The 20,398-nt window shown below is 67.1% G+C and carries 18 protein-coding genes; all 18 read left to right on the forward strand.

Features of this window, described 5'->3' with window-relative positions; genetic code table 11:
* The first annotated feature begins 109 nt into the window (after positions 1 to 109).
* The gene (gene scpB / locus AC3WOH_RS30305; RefSeq protein WP_492233021.1) at positions 110 to 1,168 is read left to right on the forward strand and encodes an SMC-Scp complex subunit ScpB; all 1,059 of its coding nucleotides are present in this window, start codon (positions 110 to 112) and stop codon (positions 1,166 to 1,168) included.
* Entirely contained in the window at positions 1,165 to 2,976 is a 1,812-nt protein-coding gene (locus AC3WOH_RS30310) for a pseudouridine synthase (protein ID WP_492233022.1), read from the forward strand. The genes scpB and AC3WOH_RS30310 overlap by 4 nt, the downstream gene beginning before the upstream one ends.
* 96 nt (positions 2,977 to 3,072) lie before the next feature.
* Positions 3,073 to 3,498 carry a nucleoside-diphosphate kinase gene (gene ndk, locus AC3WOH_RS30315; protein ID WP_184865985.1) on the forward strand — a complete coding sequence of 142 codons (426 nt, stop codon included), beginning with the start codon at positions 3,073 to 3,075 and terminating at the stop codon, positions 3,496 to 3,498.
* Between the two features lie 87 nt (positions 3,499 to 3,585).
* Positions 3,586 to 4,779 carry a dual-specificity RNA methyltransferase RlmN gene (gene rlmN / locus AC3WOH_RS30320; RefSeq protein ID WP_492233023.1) on the forward strand — a complete coding sequence of 398 codons (1,194 nt, stop codon included), beginning with the start codon at positions 3,586 to 3,588 and terminating at the stop codon, positions 4,777 to 4,779.
* 26 nt (positions 4,780 to 4,805) lie between these two features.
* A complete protein-coding gene (gene pilW / locus AC3WOH_RS30325) occupies positions 4,806 to 5,645 on the forward strand; it encodes a type IV pilus biogenesis/stability protein PilW (RefSeq protein ID WP_492233024.1) in 840 nt (279 codons plus the stop codon).
* Positions 5,638 to 6,591: a helix-turn-helix domain-containing protein gene (locus AC3WOH_RS30330; protein WP_492233025.1), complete on the forward strand. Its 954-nt coding sequence runs from the start codon at positions 5,638 to 5,640 to the stop codon at positions 6,589 to 6,591. The genes pilW and AC3WOH_RS30330 overlap by 8 nt, the downstream gene beginning before the upstream one ends.
* A complete protein-coding gene (ispG, locus tag AC3WOH_RS30335; RefSeq protein WP_492233026.1) occupies positions 6,592 to 7,908 on the forward strand; it encodes a flavodoxin-dependent (E)-4-hydroxy-3-methylbut-2-enyl-diphosphate synthase in 1,317 nt (438 codons plus the stop codon).
* A 174-nt stretch (positions 7,909 to 8,082) separates the two neighbouring features.
* Positions 8,083 to 9,351: a histidine--tRNA ligase gene (gene hisS, locus AC3WOH_RS30340; RefSeq protein WP_492233034.1), complete on the forward strand. Its 1,269-nt coding sequence runs from the start codon at positions 8,083 to 8,085 to the stop codon at positions 9,349 to 9,351.
* A gap of 16 nt (positions 9,352 to 9,367) precedes the next feature.
* Positions 9,368 to 10,054 (forward strand): YfgM family protein, encoded by a 687-nt coding sequence (locus tag AC3WOH_RS30345; protein WP_492233027.1) that lies wholly within the window; start codon positions 9,368 to 9,370, stop codon positions 10,052 to 10,054.
* The gene (gene bamB, locus AC3WOH_RS30350; protein WP_492233028.1) at positions 10,051 to 11,214 is read left to right on the forward strand and encodes an outer membrane protein assembly factor BamB; all 1,164 of its coding nucleotides are present in this window, start codon (positions 10,051 to 10,053) and stop codon (positions 11,212 to 11,214) included. The genes AC3WOH_RS30345 and bamB overlap by 4 nt, the downstream gene beginning before the upstream one ends.
* 13 nt (positions 11,215 to 11,227) lie before the next feature.
* Complete coding sequence (gene der / locus AC3WOH_RS30355; RefSeq protein WP_492233029.1) at positions 11,228 to 12,571, forward strand: ribosome biogenesis GTPase Der; 1,344 nt, start codon at positions 11,228 to 11,230, stop codon at positions 12,569 to 12,571.
* A 253-nt stretch (positions 12,572 to 12,824) separates the two neighbouring features.
* Positions 12,825 to 13,079 carry an RNA chaperone Hfq gene (hfq, locus tag AC3WOH_RS30360; protein WP_007848873.1) on the forward strand — a complete coding sequence of 85 codons (255 nt, stop codon included), beginning with the start codon at positions 12,825 to 12,827 and terminating at the stop codon, positions 13,077 to 13,079.
* 63 nt (positions 13,080 to 13,142) lie between these two features.
* The gene (gene hflX / locus AC3WOH_RS30365; RefSeq protein ID WP_184865971.1) at positions 13,143 to 14,318 is read left to right on the forward strand and encodes a GTPase HflX; all 1,176 of its coding nucleotides are present in this window, start codon (positions 13,143 to 13,145) and stop codon (positions 14,316 to 14,318) included.
* A gap of 53 nt (positions 14,319 to 14,371) precedes the next feature.
* Positions 14,372 to 15,754 carry an FtsH protease activity modulator HflK gene (gene hflK, locus AC3WOH_RS30370; protein ID WP_492233030.1) on the forward strand — a complete coding sequence of 461 codons (1,383 nt, stop codon included), beginning with the start codon at positions 14,372 to 14,374 and terminating at the stop codon, positions 15,752 to 15,754.
* A 9-nt stretch (positions 15,755 to 15,763) separates the two neighbouring features.
* A complete protein-coding gene (hflC, locus tag AC3WOH_RS30375) occupies positions 15,764 to 16,675 on the forward strand; it encodes a protease modulator HflC (RefSeq protein ID WP_492233031.1) in 912 nt (303 codons plus the stop codon).
* Between the two features lie 204 nt (positions 16,676 to 16,879).
* A complete protein-coding gene (locus AC3WOH_RS30380) occupies positions 16,880 to 18,028 on the forward strand; it encodes an ATP phosphoribosyltransferase regulatory subunit (protein WP_492233032.1) in 1,149 nt (382 codons plus the stop codon).
* 33 nt (positions 18,029 to 18,061) lie between these two features.
* Entirely contained in the window at positions 18,062 to 19,438 is a 1,377-nt protein-coding gene (locus AC3WOH_RS30385) for an adenylosuccinate synthase (RefSeq protein WP_492233033.1), read from the forward strand.
* Between the two features lie 154 nt (positions 19,439 to 19,592).
* Positions 19,593 to 20,117, forward strand: coding sequence for a phosphoribosyltransferase (locus AC3WOH_RS30390; RefSeq protein WP_184865961.1), 525 nt, complete (start codon positions 19,593 to 19,595; stop codon positions 20,115 to 20,117).
* Positions 20,118 to 20,398: the final 281 nt, after the last annotated feature.

Genomic DNA, 20,398 nt, shown 5'->3' on the forward strand with positions numbered 1-20,398 from the left:
GTGTCGCGCCAGCGGCCGCGCAGTATGCGCCCCTTGATTGAATGAATCCCTGCTGCTGGTGCGGCCCCTGTCACGACACGTGCCGCTTTTTTCCCGGAATCGCTGAACCATGAACACGGTGGATGCCAAACGGGTCCTTGAGACTGCCCTGATCTGCGCGCAGCAGCCTGTGCCGCTGCGCGAGATGCGGGTGCTGTTCAATGACGCCCTGGGTTCGGACACGCTCAAGCTGCTGCTGCTCGACCTGCAGCGCGACTGGGCCCACAAGGGGGTGGAACTGGTGCAGGTGGCCACGGGCTGGCGCCTGCAGAGCCGGCCCGAGATGCGCGAGTACCTGGACCGGCTGCACCCCGAGAAGCCGCCCAAGTACACCCGTGCCACGATGGAGACGCTGGCCATCATCGCCTACCGCCAGCCGGTGACGCGCGGCGACATCGAGGACATCCGCGGGGTGACGGTCAACAGCCTGATCATCAAGCAGCTCGAAGACCGCGGCTGGGTCGAGGTGATCGGCCACCGCGAGACGGTGGGCCGGCCTTCGCTGTTTGCCACCACGCGCCAATTCCTCGACGACCTGGGCCTGGCCTCGCTGGACCAGTTGCCCATGCTGGAGGATGCCTCGGGCCATGCCAATGTGCTGGAGGCCATGGCGGCCGCCGCGCAGGGGCAGGGAGTGATCGAGGAAGAGGGCGCCGCGGAGGATGCGGAGCAGCCCACGGGGGCTGATGCCCCGACGCCAGCCGTTGGCGAGCCGGCCGATGTCGCCGCTGTGGCCGAGGCCGAGACTGCGGCCGAGCCCGAGCCTGTTCAGCAGACCCTCGCCGGTCTGGAGGAGGAGGAGGCGGCGGCGCCGGATGGGGATGCCGATGACCACGGCGACGACGATGATGACGATGGGCTGGTGGCAGCCGCTGCCGCGTGGGCGTTGGAGGCGGCCGAGGTCTTGCTGCCGGACGATGCTGCGGAGGGGGCTGCGGATGGGGGGGCTGCGCAACCGCAGGAGCCGGTACGGCTCGACCCCGACAGCCATCTGGTGGCTGGCGACGCGGCGGCCGAGGAAAGCACTGCTTCGGGTGCCGACAATTTGAACGAGACGGAGCGGGGCGAGGATGCGCCCCGCGACGATGATGACGATGCCCCACAGGGCGTCCAGGGAAAGCTTTCATGAACGACGATTCGACGACCCCCGACCCCGCCACCCTCGGTGCCGAGGCTGCCACCCCCCCTGCCAAGCCACGCCGCGCTCCGCGCAAGAAGGCGGTGCCTGCTGCGGCCGATGACGCTGCCAATGCCGTGGCCCCGGTCGAGGCGGCACTGCCGCCTGCCGAGGAGCCGCCTGCTGCGGTGAAGAAGCCCCGCAAGCCGCGCCAACCCAAGGCGGTGGCCGAGGCGGTCGAGCCGGTGGCCGATGCGGTGCCCCAGGTGCCGGCCCCCCAGCTGACGGTGCAGGACGAATTGCCCCTGGCTGCACCTGTCGCGGTGCAAGAGGCGGCGGCCGAGGCTGTCGTGGTGGCGCCGGAGCCTGCGGTGCAGACGGCACCGGCGGTGCTGGTCGACCGTGCGCCTGGTGCGCGCATCTATGGCGATGCGGCGGCGGCCGAGATCCCCGCGGCGGCAGAGGCTGCCAGCGGCGAGGAGCCGGGCGGGCCACGCGAGGCCCAGGCACGCAGGGACGGGCGGGACCGCAACAAGGGCGCCGGGCGGGAAGGCGCCCGGGACGCTGGCGGCAAGGGTGGCCACCAGGGCAACAAGGGCGGCAAGCCGCAGCGCGGCGGCGTGCCAGGCTACCAGTTCGAGGACGTGGTGTCCGGCCAGTTCGATGCGGACGAGGAGTCCGACGAGGCGGTGCCCCTCAAGCGCGTGCTGCTGCCCCAGGTGGAAACCCCCAAGCTGCACAAGGTGCTGGCCCAGGCCGGCCTGGGCTCGCGCCTAGAGATGGAGCAGCTCATTCTGGAAGGGCGTATCTCGGTCAACGGCGAGCCGGCCCACATCGGCCAGCGCATCCAGTTCGGCGACCAGATCAAGGTCAATGGCAAGCCCATTCGCTTCCGCATCGACCCGCCGCCTGCGCGCGTGATCGCCTACCACAAGCCCGTGGGCGAGGTGGTCTCGCACGACGACCCGCAAAACCGCCCCACCGTGTTCCGCAAGCTGCCGCGCCTGCCCCAGGGCAAGTGGCAGTCCGTGGGCCGGCTGGACCTGAACACCGAAGGCCTGCTGCTGTTCACCAGCTCGGGCGAGCTGGCCAACAAGCTCATGCACCCGCGCTTCGGCCTGGAGCGCGAGTACGCCGTGCGCGTGCTCGGCGCCCTGAGCAACGAAGAGAAGCAAAAGCTGATCGAAGGCGTGCGCCTGGACGACGGCATGGCCGCCTTCGGCTCCATCGAGGATGGCGGCGGCGAGGGCGCCAACTGCTGGTACCGTGTCACCATCTCCGAAGGCCGCAACCGCGAGGTGCGCCGCATGCTGGAGTCGGTGGGCCACGCGGTGAGCCGCCTGATCCGCATCCGCTATGGCGCCATGGTGCTGCCACGCGGCCTCAAGCGCGGCGCCTGGCTGGAGCTCGACGAAGGCGACATCCGTGCGCTGGTGCAGGCCGCAGGCGGTGGCCGTGAGCCTGGCCAGGGTCGCCCCGAAGGTGCTGCCGGCGAAGGTGGTGGTCAAGGCCAGGGCAAGCAGCGCGGCAACAACCGCGGCCGTGGCGGCCCGCGCGGCGACGGCAGCCGCCGCGACCAGCCCCCGGGTGCCAATGCCTTTGGCAATGGTCCGCGTGGCCAGAAGCCCCGCCGCGATGGCGGTGGGGGCGGCCGTGGCAACGGCAATGGGGACGACCGCCCGCGCGGCTCGGCCCAGCCCGATCCGATGAAGACCTCGGTGGGCTATATCGGCTCCGACAGCCTGTCGCGCCATCGCCAGGCCCAGCGCGGCCCGGGCGGCGGCAGTGGAGGCTCGCGCCGGGGTGGCCGAGGCCGTTGATTTACAAGGGCTACCCTCGCACGGTTAGAATCGAGGGTTTTGTCCGGTGGGCAAAAGAATCCGCATCGTTTATATCAATCCAATCAGGAAATCACCATGGCAATCGAACGCACCCTCTCCATCATCAAGCCTGACGCAGTGGCCAAGAACGTGATCGGCCAGATCTACGCCCGTTTCGAAGCCGCCGGCCTGAAGGTCGTGGCTGCCCGCATGGTGCACCTGTCGCGCCTGGAAGCCGAGCAGTTCTACGGCGTGCACAAGGCCCGTCCTTTCTTCAAGGACCTGGTGGACTTCATGATCTCCGGCCCCGTGATGATCCAGGCCCTGGAAGGCGAGAACGCCATCCTGAAGAACCGCGAACTGATGGGCGCCACCGACCCCAAGAAGGCTGACGCCGGCACCATCCGCGCCGACTTCGCCGACAGCATCGACGCCAACGCCGTGCACGGCTCGGACGCTGCCGAAACGGCTGCCGTGGAAGTGGCCTTCTTCTTCCCCGGCCTGAACATCTACTCCCGCTGAGATGGTGGTCCCCATGCTTGAGCCCACCCCGGTGGGGCGGCCACACCATGGGGACGACTGCGAGCGGTTACCCGAAGGGACGCCGCTATGACGACCACGATAGAAACGACTGCTGCGCTGGTTTCTGCCCCTGCCACCAAGGCAGCGGCGACCACCGCCACCACGACCAACCTGCTCGAGTTTGATCTCGACGGCTTGGCCGCCTTCTGCGAAAAGCTGGGTGAGAAGCGCTTTCGCGCGACCCAGCTGTTCCGCTGGATCCACCAGCGCGGCGCGCACGATTTCGATGCCATGAGCGATCTGGCCAAGGCCCTGCGCGACAAGCTCAAGGGCTGCGCGCATGTGCAGGCCCTGCCAGTCATCACCGAGCATGTCTCGGCGGACGGCACCGTCAAATGGCTGTTCGACGTGGGCGATGGCAATGCGGTCGAGGCGGTCTTCATCCCCGAGGACGACCGCGGCACGCTGTGCGTCTCCTCCCAGGCCGGCTGCGCCGTGGGATGCCGCTTCTGCTCCACCGGCCACCAGGGTTTCAGCCGCAACCTCACCACCGGTGAGATCGTGGCCCAGCTGTGGTTTGCCGAGCATGCGCTGCGCAAGCGCCTGGGCAAGGACGAGCGCATCATCTCCAATGTGGTGATGATGGGCATGGGGGAGCCCCTGCAGAATTATTCGGCCCTGGTGCCGGCCCTGCGCGTGATGCTGGACGACCATGCCTATGGGCTGTCGCGCCGTCGCGTGACGGTGTCCACCTCCGGTGTGGTGCCCATGATCGACCGCCTGGCCCAGGACTGCCCCGTGGCCCTGGCCGTTTCGTTGCATGCGCCCAACGATCCGCTGCGTGACAACCTGGTTCCGCTGAACCGCAAATACCCGATCGAAGAGCTGCTGGCGGCGTGCAACCGCTACCTGGAACACGCGCCGCGCGACTTCATCACTTTCGAATACTGCATGCTGGACGGGGTCAACGACCAGATCGAGCATGCGCAGCAGCTGATAGCCCTCGTGAAGCCCGCACGTGGCGAGGGCGTGCGCTGCAAGTTCAACCTGATCCCGTTCAACCCGTTCCCCGCGTCGGGCCTTTTGCGTTCTTCACATGCGCAGGTGCAGGCCTTTGGCAAACTGCTGAGCGACGCAGGCATCGTGACCACGGTGCGCAAGACGCGCGGTGACGACATCGATGCCGCCTGCGGTCAACTGGCCGGTGATGTGAAAGATCGCACGAAAGCCGCGGAACGCATGGCCAAGCAGCGCACAATCGCACTCAAACCGGTGACCTGACACAACAAACTTGAAGGAGGCTCTACATGGTGGGATTGGTTGAACGCTGGCAGCGCATGGGCCGCTTTGCGCTCTTGGCCTGTGGGGTGGCGGCCGGCGTGGCAGGGCTTTCGGGCTGCGCGAACAACAGCGCCGGCGGTACGTCGGCCAACCAGGCCAATGCCGCGGTGTTCACCCCCTCCGACGAGCCCGAGGCGCGCCGCCGCGCGCGCATCCGCCTGGAGCTGGCGACCAACTACTTCGAGAACGGCCAGACAGCGGTGGCGCTGGACGAGGTCAAGCAGGCCCTGGTCGCCGATCCCACCTATTCCGATGCCTTCAACCTGCGCGGCCTGATCTACCTGCGGCTCAACGAATTCGGCCAGGCGGAAGAGAGCTTTCGCCGTGCACTCGGTCTGCGCGCCAATGACCCCAATCTGCTGCACAACCTGGGCTGGCTGCAATGCCAGCAGCGCAAATATGCCGAGGCCGACCAGAGCTTCGTGACGGCGCTGGCCAACCCGGCCTATACCGCGCGTGGCAAGACGCTGATGGCGCGCGGCCTGTGCCAGGTGGAAGCCGGTCAGGTGGCCGAAGCCGAGCAATCGTTGCTCAAGGCCTATGAGCTCGATGCCTCCAACCCGGTGGTGGGCTACCACCTGTCCAATCTGCTGATGCGCCGCAACGAGCTCACGCGGGCGCAGTTCTACATCCGCCGCCTGAACAACAGCGAGTTCTCGAACGCAGAAACGCTGTGGCTGGGCATCAAGGTGGAGCATGGCCTGGGCGACACGGTCGCCCTGCGGCAGTTGGGTGAACAATTGCGCAGGCGTTTCCCGGAGGCGCGTGAGACGGGTGCCTATCAGCGTGGGGCTTTCAATGAGTGATTCGGTGGCAGGGGTTTCGGTGCACGAAGAAGAGGCACCAGGGGGCGCCCAGGGGCGGACGGCAGGGGCACTGCTGCGCGAGGCGCGGCTGGAGGCGGGGCTGCACATCGCTGCGCTGGCCGTGGCCCTGAAGGTGCCGGTTGCCAAGCTGGAGGCCCTGGAGGCCGACAACTTCGCGGCCCTGCCCGACACGGTGTTCGTGCGCGCCCTGGCTTCGAGCGTGTGCCGCACCCTCAAGATCGATGCGGCGCCCATCCTGGCACTGCTGCCACAGAGCAAGAGCCCGCGGCTGGCCGACGGCCACGCCGGCATCAATGCGCCGGTCAAGGGCAGCAGCTCCAGCGCCGGCAATGGTTCCTTCGCCCCGGCATCGTCGGGAGGCAAGAAGTCCTGGGCCATCACCGTGGTGGTGCTGGCCCTGCTGGCGGGGGCGCTGGCCATCATGTTCGTGCCGGCCGATCGCAACCCGTTCGGCAGCAGTGCAGGGGATGACACGCCCGCACCGCCACCCGTTGCGGCCCAGGAGCCGCAGCCCCCAGTGGTCGCGGCCTCCACCCCCAGTGTGGCAAGTCCCTCCGCACCGGCGCCTGTCGCGGTGGCTGCGCCCGCACCCGCCGTCCCGGCGCCTGCGGCGGCTGCCAGTGCCGCAACCCCGCCCCCGGCCGCGCCTGTGGCGACGGCCTCCGACGCGGCGGTGGCCGTCTCGGCGTCCAGTGTGCTGACCCTGAGCGCGCGCGGCGCCTCGTGGGTGCAGGTGCGTGATGCCAAGGGAACCATTGCGCTGGAGAAGAATCTTGCGCAAGGAGAGTCCGTGGCGGTCTCGGGGGTCTTGCCCCTGGCGGTGGTGGTCGGGCGGGCCGATGTGACCGATGTGTTCGTGCGTGGCAAGCCTTTCGTGCTGACCACCGTTTCGCGCGAGAATGTCGCGCGCTTCGAGGTGAAATAAGTGGACAAGTCCCTGATCGACCTGGCCCCCGTGGCCATTGCCCAGCCCGCGCCCCGGCGCTCCCGCCAGGCCCGTGTGGTCTGGGGCTCGCGCGTGGTCACGGTCGGGGGCGATGCGCCGGTGCGCGTGCAGTCCATGACCAATACCGACACGGTGGATGCCATCGGCACCGCCATCCAGGTCAAGGAACTGGCCCAGGCGGGCTCCGAATTCGTGCGCATCACGGTCAACACGCCCGAGGCGGCCCAGGCCGTGCCCTACATCCGCGAGCAGCTTGACCGCATGGGCGAGACCGTGCCGTTGGTGGGTGATTTCCACTTCAACGGCCACCGGCTGCTGACCGACTACCCGGACTGTGCGCAGGCGCTGTCCAAGTACCGCATCAACCCCGGCAACGTGGGCAAGGGCGACAAGCGCGACCGCCAGTTCGGCCAGATGATCGAGGCTGCCATCCGCTGGGACAAGGCCGTGCGCATCGGCGTGAACTGGGGCAGCCTGGACCAGGAACTGCTGGCCCAACTCATGGATGCCAACAGCCGCCGCGCCCAGCCCTGGGAGGCACGCCAGGTGATGTACGAGGCGCTGATCACCTCGGCCATCGAATCGGCGCGCCGCGCCGAAGAAATGGGCCTGAACGGTGATCAGATCATCCTCTCGTGCAAGGTCAGCGGCGTGCAGGACCTGATCTCGGTGTACCGCGCCCTGGCGCAGCGCTGCGACTACGCGCTGCACCTGGGCCTGACGGAGGCCGGCATGGGCACCAAGGGCACGGTGGCCTCGGCCACGGCGCTGTCCATCCTGCTGCAGGAGGGCATTGGCGACACCATCCGCGTGTCCCTCACGCCCCAGCCGGGCGAAGCCCGCACGCAAGAGGTGGTGGTGGCCTCCGAGATCCTGCAGTCGCTGGGCCTGCGCGTCTTCGTGCCCAGCGTCACGGCCTGCCCCGGCTGCGGCCGCACGACCAGCACCACCTTCCAGGAACTGGCCAAGCAGATCGACGACTACCTGCGTGCGCAGATGCCGGTCTGGCGCGTGAAGTATCCGGGAGTGGAGAAGCTCAAGGTTGCGGTCATGGGCTGCATCGTCAATGGCCCGGGCGAGAGCAAGCACGCCGACATCGGCATCAGCCTGCCCGGCACCGGCGAGGCCCCGGCCGCACCGGTGTTCATCGATGGCGAGAAGGCCATGACCCTGCGCGGCGAGAACATCGCCAACGAGTTCCACCAGGTGGTCGAGAACTACATCGAAAAGCGCTTTGGCGGCACCCATCCGGTGGCCGCCGCGGCAGCCAGCACGCCCGACGGCGCGCTGGCCTGACCGGGCGGCCGACGCCCCTGCGACAATCGCACCCGACGGGCCTGACCGGCCCAGCGAGGCGCCTCCCTGGAGCCGCCTCCCGTATCCCTATCCAACTGGAAGCCCATTGCCGTGAGTAAAGACGTATCCGCCGCTGCCGCCGCCAAGCCCGAGAAGCTGGTCGCGGTCAAGGGCATGAACGACATCCTGCCCCCCGACTCCGCCCGCTGGGAGTGGCTGGAGGACAAGGTGCGCCAGCTGATGGCGCGCTATGCCTACCGCAACATGCGCACCCCCATCGTCGAGCCCACGCCGCTGTTCGTGCGGGGCCTGGGCGAGGTGACCGACATCGTCGAGAAGGAGATGTACTCCTTCGAAGACCGCTTGAACGGCGAGCGCCTGACGCTGCGCCCCGAGGCCACGGCCGGCGTGGTGCGCGCCGTGGTCGAGCATTCCATGCTGTACGAGGGCGGCAAGCGCCTGTACTACATGGGCCCCATGTTCCGCCACGAGCGTCCGCAGCGCGGCCGCTACCGCCAGTTCCACCAGATCGGCGCCGAAGCCCTGGGCTTTGGCGGGCCCGAGGTGGATGCCGAGCTGATCCTGCTGGCCAATGCGCTGTGGAAGGACATCGGCCTCTCCAACGTGCGCCTGGAGCTCAACAGCCTGGGCCAGCCCGAGGAGCGCAAGGCCCACCGCGCGGCGCTGATCGCCTACTTCGAGCAGAACATCGACCAGCTCGACGAGGAGGCGCGCCGCCGCCTGCACGCCAACCCGCTGCGCATCCTGGACACCAAGAACCCGGCCATGCAGGCACTGGTGAACGTGGCGCCGCGTCTCATCGACTTCCTGGGCGCCGAGTCGCTGGCGCACTTCGATGCGGTCAAGGCCATCCTGGACGCCAATGGCGTGGCCTGGACGGTCAACCCGCGCCTGGTGCGCGGCATGGACTACTACAACCTCACGGTGTTCGAGTTCATCACCGAGCAACTGGGCTCGCAGGGCACCATCTGCGGTGGCGGCCGCTATGACTACCTGATCGAGCAGATCGGCGGCAAGCCGGCGCCTGCCGTGGGCTGGGCCCTGGGCGTGGAGCGTGTGCTCGAGCTGGTCAAGGAGCAGGGCGCCGAGGTGCCGGCGCTGGTGCCGGACGCCTATGCCATCATCCCCAGCCGCAGCGCCCTGCCGACCGCCATCCGTGTGCTGGAGCAACTGCGCGCCGCGGGCGTGCAGGTGCAGATGCATGGCGCGGCCACGGCCGGCGAAGGCATGGGCAGCATGAAGTCCCAGTTCAAGAAGGCCGACGGCAGCGGCGCGCAGTATGCTTTGGTGTTTGGCGACGACGAGCTGGCCCGTGGCACCGTCACCGTGAAGTCGTTGCGCGATGGCGCAGGCGGTGCCCAGGTGGAGCAGCCGCTCACCCAGGTGGCCGATTGGGCCGCCACCCTACAATCCACCCGTTAATCCTTACCTACCCTCCATGGCAAATCAATTAGACCTCGAAGAGCAGGAACAACTCGACCAGCTCAAGCATTTCTGGAACCAGTGGGGCACCCTCATCAGCTGCGTGCTGATCGTGGTGTGCGGTTCGCTGGCGGCATGGAACGGTTACCAGTACTGGCAGAGCCGCCAGGCCACCAAGGCGGCAGCGCTGTTCGATGCGGTCGATGTGGCCAACCGGGGCAAGGACCAGGCGCGCGTGGAGCAGGCCTTTGGCGATCTCAAGGCCAACTACGCCGGCACGCCGCAGGCGGCACAGGCCGGTTTCCTGGTGGCCCGTGGCCTGGTGGAGGCTGCCAAGCCCGATGAGGCGCGCGAAGTGCTGGCCTGGGTGGCTGCGAACGCCGGCGACGACGGCTTCAAGGCCCTGGCCAAGCTGCGCCTGGCGGCCGTGCTGACCGAACAGAAGAAGTACGACGAAGCGCTGGCCCAGCTGTCGGGCTCGCTGCCCGCGGCCTTCGATGGCGTCGCTGCCGACCACCGGGGCGACATCCTGATGCTGCAGGACAAGCGCAGCGAAGCCCAGGCCCAGTACGCCAAGGCCTACAAGGCCATGAGCGAAGACGTGGAATACCGCCGCCTGGTCGAGGTCAAGCTCAATGCGCTGGGTGCCAACCCCGCAGCCGAAACTGTGGCCGCCGCCAAGGCGGCCGAGGCGGCCAAATGAGCGCGCGCAAGCTCTCGCTCCCGGCCCGTGGCCTGACCGTGCTGGCCCTGGCGGCCGCACTGGCCGGTTGCTCGGTCATGCCGGGCGGTTCTTTCTGGGGCGGTCCGTCCAAACCTGTGCCAGCCGATCTGGGCGCCAATGTGCCCGTGCTCGGCGTGCGCCAGGCCTGGACGGGCAAGGTCGGCTCGGTGGCTGGCCTGTCGCTCACGGTCCAGGTGAGCGGTTCCACCGTGATGCTGGCCTCCGCCGACGGCACCGTCGCCGCCATCGATGCCCGCACGGGCGGCGATGTGTGGCGCCTGGCCCTGGCCGAGCCGCTGTCGGCCGGTGTGGGCAGCGATGGCAAGCTGGCGGCCGTGGTGGCGCGCAGCAATGCGCTGATCGCCATCGATGCCGGCCGCGAGCGCTGGCGCCAGCCCATGGCCTCGCAGGTCTTCACCGCCCCGCTGGTGGCCGGTGGCCGCGTGTTCGTGCTGGCGGCCGACCGCACCGTGATCGCCTTCGATGCGGCCACGGGCAAGCGCCTGTGGACCCAGCCACGCCCCGGTGAGCCCCTGGTGCTGCGCCAGGATGGCGTGCTGCTGGCCGTGGGGGACACCCTCGTGGTGGGGCTGTCCGGCCGCCTGGTGGGCCTGAACCCCGACAACGGCAGTGTGCGCTGGGAGGCCCCGCTGGCCAGCTCGCGCGGCACCAACGATGTCGAGCGCCTGGTGGACCTGGTGGGCAATGCCAGCCGCGTGGGGGACTCGGTTTGCGCACGTGCCTTCCAGTCCAACGTGGGCTGCGTCAACACGACGCGCGGCTCCGTGGCCTGGACCCAGCGCGCAGCCGGTGCCGAAGGCGTGGACGGCGACAAGGACGCCATTTTCGGCACCGAGAGCAATGGCTCGATGGTGGCCTGGAACCGCAACGACGGCACGCGCCTGTGGGGCACGGAGCGCCTCAAGCACCGCAAGCTGACTTCGCCCCTGTTGCTGGGCCGCTCGGTGGTGGTGGGCGACGACACCGGTCTGGTGCACCTGCTCTCGCGCGCCGATGGTGCGCCGCTCAACCGCCTGACCACCGATGGTTCGGGCATCGCCGCCCGTCCCGTGGCGGCGGCAGACACGTTGGTTGTGGTCACGCGCAATGGCGCCGTGCTCGGCTACCGACCTGAATGATGGATCGTATTCAATGAAGCCAGTAATCGCCCTCGTGGGGCGGCCGAATGTCGGTAAATCCACGCTGTTCAACCGCCTGACGAAGTCCCGCGACGCGATCGTGGCGGACTTCGCCGGGCTCACGCGTGACCGCCACTACGGCAATGGCAAGCAGGGCAAGCACGAGTACATCGTCATCGATACCGGGGGCTTCGAGCCCGATGCCTCCAGCGGCATCTACCGCGAGATGGCCAAGCAGACGCAGCAGGCCGTGGCCGAGGCCGACGTGGTCATCTTCGTCGTGGATGCGCGCGCTGGTGTCTCGGCGCAGGACCATGACATCGCCAACTACCTGCGCCGCCTGTCCAAGCCCTGCGTGCTGGTGGCCAACAAGGCCGAGGGCATGGTCGAAGGCATCCAGCTGGCCGAGTTCTACGAGTTGGGCCTGGGTGAGGTGCTTCCCGTGTCGGCCGCGCATGGCCAGGGCATCCGTGGCCTGGTGGACCTGGCACTGGCGCCGCTGAACCTGCCCGAGCCCGACGAGGACGATGCCTCGGGCGACAAGAGCGTGATCAAGCTCGCCGTGGCGGGCCGTCCCAATGTGGGCAAATCCACGCTGATCAACACCTGGCTGGGCGAGGAGCGCCTGGTCGCGTTCGACATGCCGGGCACCACGCGCGATGCGATCACCGTGCCCTTCGAGCGCAATGGCCAGCGCTTCGAGTTGGTGGACACGGCCGGCCTGCGCCGCAAGGGCAAGGTGTTCGAAGCCATCGAGAAATTCTCGGTGGTCAAGACGCTGCAGGCCATCGAATCGGCCAACGTGGTGCTGCTGCTGCTCGACGCCACACAGGGCGTGACCGACCAGGACGCGCACATCGCCGGCTATATCCTGGAAAGCGGCCGCGCCGTGGTGCTGGCCGTGAACAAGTGGGATGCCGTGGACGAGTACCAGCGCGAGCTGTTGGAGCGCTCCATCGAAAATCGGCTGTCCTTTCTGAAGTTCGCGTCCATGCACTTCATTTCGGCCAAGAAGCGCCAGGGTCTGGGCCCGCTGTGGACCTCCATCGTGCAGGCGCACAAGGCGGCCACCTGCAAGATGTCCACCCCTGTGCTCACCCGGCTGCTGCTGGAGGCGGTGCAGTTCCAGGCGCCCAAGCGCTCGGGCATGTTCCGCCCCAAGCTGCGCTATGCGCACCAGGGCGGCATGAACCCGCCGGTGATCGTGATCCATGGCAATTCGCTGGAGCACGTGACCGATGCCTACAAGCGCTTCCTCGAAGGGCGCTTCCGCAAGGAGTTCGACCTGGTGGGCACGCCGCTGCGCATCGAACTCAAGTCCTCGCACAACCCCTTCGTGGACAAGGACGAGGGCTGACCCGCTGCCGCGGCGGGCTCTTGTAAGAGGGCTTCGAATGCGCAGGGGTGGCGGCGCATGCCCCGCGGGTGGTTTAAGGTAACCAACTGTTTCCTCTGTGGGGCCCGCTCCCGGGGCATTCCCTGCGAATAAGCATGGCCCGGCGTGAAGAAAGGCCGGGTTGGCGAAAGGCCATGCCACCAGGCGGCAAAACTCCGACTTTGCTGTGGTAAGGTGGTGGTTTACAACAACATTTTTGAACACGGAGAATATCGTGAGCAATAAAGGCCAACTTTTGCAAGATCCTTTCCTGAACGCACTGCGCAGGGAGCATGTGCCCGTTTCCATCTACCTGGTGAACGGCATCAAGCTGCAAGGGCAGATCGAGTCGTTCGACCAGTATGTGGTCTTGCTGCGCAATACCGTCACGCAGATGGTCTACAAGCATGCCATCTCCACCATCGTGCCGGGCCGCGCGGTCAATTTCTCGACGGCCGAAACCCCTGATGCAGACGGCGCCGGCAACTGAGTTGCGGCATCCGGTTCAGCATTCAATCCTGGGTTTGATGGTCATGGGCGGAGGCCATCCGCTTTGAGTACCCCCGCATCTTCTGGCGCGGGGGGCGCTTCGGTACTGCTGGTGGGGGTGGACTTCGGTCTTCCCCATTTTGACGGCGAACTCGAAGAGTTGGGCCTGCTCGCACAGACGGCGGGGCTCAACCCCGTTGCGCGCCTGACCTGCAAGCGCAAGGCCCCCGATGCGGCCCTGTTCGTGGGCAGCGGCAAGGCCGATGAAATCCGCACCCTGGCGCAGATGCACGGCGCGGTGGAAGTGCTGTTCGACCAGTCGCTCAGCCCCGCGCAGCAGCGCAATCTGGAGCGGCACCTGGAGTTGCCCGTCTCCGACCGCACCTTCCTGATTCTCGAAATCTTCGCCCAGCGCGCCCGCAGCCACGAGGGCAAGCTGCAGGTCGAGCTCGCCCGGCTGCAGTACCTGAGCACGCGCCTGGTGCGCCGCTGGTCGCACCTGGAGCGCCAGACCGGCGGCATCGGCGCGCGCGGCGGCCCGGGCGAAAAGCAGATCGAACTCGACCGCCGCATGATCGGCGAGGCCATCAAGCGCACGCGTGAGCGCCTGTCCAAGGTCAAGCGCCAGCGCTCCACGCAGCGGCGCCAGCGCGACCGGCGCGATACCTTCACCATCTCGCTGGTGGGCTACACCAACGCGGGCAAGTCCACGCTGTTCAATGCGCTCGTGAAGGCGCGCGCCTATGCGGCCGACCAGCTGTTCGCCACGCTCGACACCACCACGCGCCAGCTCTACCTGGGCGATGCGGGGCGCTCGGTGTCGCTGTCCGATACCGTGGGTTTCATCCGCGATCTGCCGCACGGCCTGGTCGATGCCTTCCAGGCCACGCTGCAGGAGGCGGTCGATGCCGACCTGCTGCTGCATGTGGTCGATGCCTCCAACCCCCACTTCCCCGAGCAGATGGACCAGGTGCAGCGCGTGCTGCACGAGATCGGCGCGGCCGACATCCCGCAACTGCTGGTGTTCAACAAGCTCGATGCGCTCGATGCCGGGCAGCAGCCCGCGCTGCTCGAGGACCAGTACGAGGTGGAGGGCCAGATGGTGCCCCGCCTGTTCGTGAGCGCACGCTCCGGACAGGGGCTCGACAACCTGCGCCGCGCGCTGTCCGCGCGGGTGCTGGAAGCCCAGGAAGACATGACCCCAGCTGAAGCTGCCCCATTGCAGGCCCAAGAGGACTGATTGGGCACAATGCCGTTTTGATCGATGCCACCAGAGAACCAGAGACTTTGCGCATGAATTTCCAAAATCGCACCCTACGCTGGGCTTCGCTGCCAGAACGTATCCGGGGCATGTTCAACCTGAACGACCCCCGCTGGGGCCGTGGCGAGGACAAGTCGGACGATGGCGCCCGCCCGGACGACCGCCAGCCGGCGCAGCCCCCCGCAGGCAACCGCGGGCGCGAGACCAACAACAAGGGCCAGGGCAATGGCCAGCCGCCGGATCTGGATGAACTGTGGCGCGATCTCAACCGCAAGCTTGGCGGCCTGTTTGGTGGCAAGGGCGGCGGCGGACGTGGGGCCGGTGGCTCCGGCAACGGCAGCTTCCAGCCACCCGACATGAAGAGCGCAGGCGTGGGCGTGGGCCTGATCGCCGGCATCGTCTTCGTGATCTGGATGGGCACGGGCTTCTTCATCGTGCAGGAAGGCCAGCAGGCCGTGATCACCCAGTTCGGCAAGTACAAGAGCACGGTGGGCGCGGGCTTCAACTGGCGCCTGCCGTACCCGATCGAGCGCCATGAGCTGGTGTTCGTGACGCAGATCCGCTCGGCCGATGTGGGCCGTGACAACATCATCAAGAGCACGGGCCTGCGCGAGTCGGCCATGCTGACCGAAGACGAGAACATCGTCGAGATCAAGTTCGCCGTGCAGTACCGCCTGAGCGATGCGCGTGCCTGGCTGTTCGAGAGCAAGAACCCCTCGGACGCCGTGGTGCAGGCCGCCGAGACGGCGGTGCGCGAGGTGGTGGGCAAGATGCGCATGGACACGGCCCTGGCCGAGGAGCGCGACCAGATCGCCCCGCGCGTGCGCACGCTGATGCAGACCATCCTGGACCGCTACAAGGTCGGGGTCGAGGTCGTGGGCATCAACCTGCAGCAGGGCGGCGTGCGCCCGCCCGAGCAGGTGCAGGCCTCGTTCGACGACGTGCTCAAGGCCGGTCAGGAGCGCGAGCGCGCCAAGAACGATGCCCAGGCCTATGCCAACGATGTGGTCCCGCGTGCCGCGGGCTCGGCATCGCGCCTGAACGAAGAGGCTGCGGCCTACAAGGCCCGCATCGTGGCGCAGGCGCAGGGTGATGCGCAGCGCTTCTCGTCCGTGCTGGCCGAGTACCAGAAGGCGCCCCAGGTCACGCGCGACCGCATGTACCTGGAGAGCATGCAGCAGATCTACGGCAACGTGACCAAGGTGCTGGTCGATTCGCGCCAGGGCTCCAACCTGCTGTACCTGCCGCTGGACAAGATCATGCAGAGCGTGAGCAGCAACACGCCTGCCTCGCTGGAGTCGCCGCCGGCCAACGCCGCATCGACCGTGGCACCGACCTTGCCACCGACCTCCACTTTTTCGAATGACCCCCGGGCGCGTGACAGCAGTCGCACCCGCGAACGTGAATCCCGCTAGGAGCAGCTCGTGAACAGAGTCGGATTTATCGCATCCACCCTCCTGGTGGTGCTTGCACTCATGAGCTCCATGCTCTTCGTGGTGGACCAGCGCCAGTTCGGCGTGCTCTACGCGCTCGGACAGATCAAGGAAGTGATCACCGAGCCGGGCCTGAACTTCAAGCTGCCGCCACCGTTCCAGAACGTGACCTACATCGACAAGCGCCTGCTCACGCTGGACAGCCCCGATACCGAACCCATGCTGACGGCCGAGAAGCAGCGCGTGGTGATCGACTGGTACGTGCGCTGGCGCATCTCCGAGCCCACCCAGTACATCCGCAACGTGGGTCTGGACGAAAGCGCCGGCGCCATGCAGCTCAACCGCGTGGTGCGCAATGCCTTCCAGGAAGAGATCAACAAGCGCACCGTGAAGGAGCTGCTGTCGCTCAAGCGCGAGGCGCTCATGGCCGACGTCAAGCGCGAGGTGCTGGAGGCCGTGCGCGGTGCCAAGCCCTGGGGCGTGGACGTGGTGGACGTGCGCATCACACGCGTCGACTACGTCGAGGCCATCACGGAGTCGGTGTACCGCCGCATGGAGGCCGAGCGCAAGCGCGTGGCCAACGAGCTGCGCTCCACCGGAGCCGCCGAGGGCGAAAAGATCCGCGCCGATGCCGACCGCCAGCGTGAAATCGCCATTGCCAATGCCTACCGCGATGCCCAGAAGATCAAGGGCGAGGGCGATGCGGAAGCCGCACGCATCTATGCCGACGCCTTTGGCCGCGACCCGCAGTTCGCGCAGTTCTACCGCAGCCTGGAGGCCTACAAGTCGAGCTTCAACAAGAAGAGCGATGTGGTGGTGGTCGATCCGTCCTCGTCCGACTTCTTCAAGGCCTTCCGCGGCAACGCGCCAGCCCCGACAGCGCCGCCCGCAGCGCGCAAGTAAGTCTCTTGCGCCCGGCCTGGCAAGGCACATGGCGGCAATCCTGCACAGCGGGATTGCCGCTTTTTTGTGGGGGCTGCTCCCGTCCCATGGGACATGGCAGGCCCCTCGGATTTTTCGCCCCAGTCTCCCTGGCGGCAGGCCCCGATTTGGGCTGCTTGGCCGGTGCCGGTAGAATCACGGTTTTAACAGCCTCCCCTTTTCTCCATGTCTGCTTGGGTCCTGCCGGATCACATTGCCGATGTCTTGCCGTCCGAAGCGCGGCACATCGAAGAATTGCGTCGCGGGCTGCTCGACACGGCGCGCTGCTATGGCTATGAGCTGGTCATGCCGCCGTTGCTGGAGCACCTCGAATCCCTGCTGACCGGTACCGGGGAGGCGCTGGACCTCCAGACCTTCAAGCTGGTGGACCAGCTGTCGGGCCGCTCCATGGGCCTGCGTGCCGACACCACGCCCCAGGTGGCGCGCATCGACGCCCACCTGCTCAACCGCAAGGGGGTTACGCGCCTGTGCTACTGCGGCCCGGTGCTGCACACCCGCCCCGACCGCCCCCATGCCACGCGCGAGCCGCTGCAGTTCGGCGCCGAGATCTATGGCCATGCCGGGCTGGAGGCCGACCTCGAAGCCCTGCAGCTGGCGCGTGAATGCCTGCGCGTGGCCGAGGTGCGCGACACCACCATCGACCTGGCCGACGTGCGCATCGTGCGCCGCCTGTTGGCCGGCGTGGCGGTGGACGCGCCGCTGCTCAGCCGCATCCATGCGGCACTGGCGGCCAAGGATGCGAGCGAGCTGGCCTCGCTCACCCGCGATTTCCCCGCCGCTTCGCGCGAGGGCCTGCTGGCGCTGCTGCAGCTCTATGGCGACGAATCGGTGCTGGCCGAAGCCGACAAGACCTTGAAGCACATCGCCGGCGTGTCCGAAGTGCTGTCGCACCTGAAATGGCTGGCATCGCGCCTGGATGGAGCCGTGGTCACCTTCGACCTGGCCGACCTGCGCGGCTACGCCTACTACAGCGGCACGCGCTTTGCCATCTATGGCAAGGGCGCCAGCGACGCGCTGGTGCGTGGCGGCCGCTACGACGAGGTGGGTGCCGTGTTCGGCCGCAACCGGCCTGCGGCCGGCTTCAGCTTGGACATCAAGCAACTGGTGAGCGTGGTGTCCCCGCGCGCCCTCAAGGCCGCCATCCGCGCGCCCTGGGGCGAAGCGAGCGACGTGAATGCCGCCATTGCCGAGCTGCGCCGCCAGGGCGAGACGGTGGTGTGTGTTCTGCCTGGGCATGGGAGCGAAGTCGATGAGTTCCACTGTGACCGAGAGCTGGTGCAGATTGCGGGCCAGTGGGTCGTGCAGGCTGTTTGATCGAGTTAATTGCAATTGAGAATTGGGTCTGAGATGAAAGCAACCAAAGGTCGCAACGTAGTGGTGGTCGGAACCCAGTGGGGTGACGAAGGCAAGGGCAAGCTGGTCGACTGGCTCACGGAGAGCGCGCAGGGCGTGGTCCGGTTCCAAGGGGGTCACAATGCCGGCCACACCCTGGTCATCAATGGTGTGAAGACCGCGCTGCACCTGATCCCCAGCGGCATCATGCGCCCGGGCGTCAAGTGCTACATCGGCAACGGCGTGGTGCTGTCGGCCGCCAAGCTCTTCGAGGAAATCGAGGGCCTGGAGAAGGCCGGCGTGGAAGTGCGCTCGCGCCTGCGCATCAGCGAGGCCTGCCCGCTGATCCTGCCCTTCCATGCTGCCATCGACGTGGCCCGCGAAGCCGCGCGCGAGCAGGGCGGTACCGAGAAGATCGGCACCACCGGCCGCGGCATCGGCCCCGCGTACGAAGACAAGATCGCCCGCCGTGCGCTGCGCGTGCAGGACCTCAAGTACCCCGAGCGCTTTGCCACCAAGCTGCGCGAGCTGCTGGACCTGCACAACCATGTGCTCACCAGCTACCTGGGCTCGGCCAAGTTCGTCTTCGGCGATGCGCTCAAGCCCTACATCCAGGATGGCAAGGTGCAGTTCGACGTGGTCTACGCCGAAGCCATGCGCCATGCCGAGCTGCTCAAGCCCATGATGGCCGACGTCTCGCGCGAGTTGAACGAGGCCCACCAGGCCGGCGCCAACCTGCTGTTCGAAGGCGCGCAGGGCACCTTGCTCGACGTGGACCACGGCACCTACCCCTATGTGACCTCCAGCAACTGCGTGGCCGGCAACGCCGCCGCCGGCTCGGGCGTGGGCCCGGGCATGCTGCACTACATCCTGGGCATCACCAAGGCCTACTGCACGCGCGTGGGCGGTGGCCCGTTCCCGACGGAGCTCGACTGGGAAGTGCCCGGCACGCCCGGCTACCACATGAGCACCGTGGGTGCCGAGAAGGGCGTGACCACCGGCCGCAGCCGCCGCTGCGGCTGGTTCGATGCCGCGTTGCTCAAGCGCAGCGCCCAGGTCAACGGCCTGTCGGGCCTGTGCATCACCAAGCTCGACGTGCTCGACGGCCTGACCGAGCTGCTGCTGTGCACCGGCTACGAACTCGACGGTGAAAAGATCGACCTGCTGCCCATGGGCGCGGACGACATCGCCCGCTGCACCCCCATCTATGAAACCCTGCCCGGCTGGAGCGATTCCACCGTGGGCGTGACCGACTACGCCAAGCTGCCCGAAGCGGCACGCCGCTACCTGGAGCGCATTGCGGAAGTGACCGGCGTGCCGATCGACGTGATCTCCACCAGCCCGGACCGTGACCACACCATCATGATGCGCCACCCCTACGCGGCTGGCTGACGCACCGCCTTGCCGCTGCTGCCCCGGCCGATCCAAGGTCGGGCAGCAGAATGCTTTCTTTTCGTATTTCCTCTATATCGCGATGAGGGCTTGCTCTGGCGCTGCTGCCGTGTGATCCTCTTGTCCATAAGCCACCAATCCAGGAGCCCCGCCCATGTTGACCGAAGACGGCAAACACCTGTATGTCAGTTATGACGAGTACCACAGCCTGATCGAAAAGCTGGCACTCAAGGTGCACCAGTCGAACTGGGAGTTCGACACCATCCTGTGCCTGGCGCGCGGTGGCCTGCGCCCCGGCGACATCCTGAGCCGCATCTTCGACAAGCCCCTGGCCATCATGTCCACCAGCTCCTACCGTGCCGAAGCCGGCACCGTGCAGGGCCACCTGGACATCGCGCGCTTCATCACCACTCCCAAGGGCGAGATCGCCGGCCGGGTGCTGCTGGTCGACGACCTGGCCGACTCGGGCCACACCCTGCATGCCGTGATCGACATGCTCAAGACCAACTACGCACCCATCACTGAACTGCGCAGTGCCGTCATCTGGACCAAGGCCATGTCGACGTTCACGCCCGACTACTCGGTTGAGTTCCTGCCCACCAACCCCTGGATCCACCAGCCCTTTGAAGGCTATGACAGCCTGAGCCCCGCCAAGCTGCTGGAGAAGTGGCGCGTTTGACACGCACCCCCCGGGCCGGCAGGCCGCAAGAAGAAAGAGGGCGCAAGCCCTCTTTCTTCTTGGTGAATCGCGAGGCGCTTGCAGGTGCACAGCCTTCGATGTGCAAATTCTTCGGGTTTTCCCTGCGAGGCCATCAAAGTGGTGCTATAGTCGAGGGCTTCGCTGCACGGAGGTCCTTGTTAGGGGTTTCGGGTGGTTGAAGAGGAAGGTTTGAAAAAACTTTCGAAGTTTTAGAAAAGTCGCTGAATTCTCGGTATACAATCTAAGGCTGCGCTGACAAG

Source organism: Acidovorax sp. FW305-C-20-28 (genome assembly GCF_058783375.1).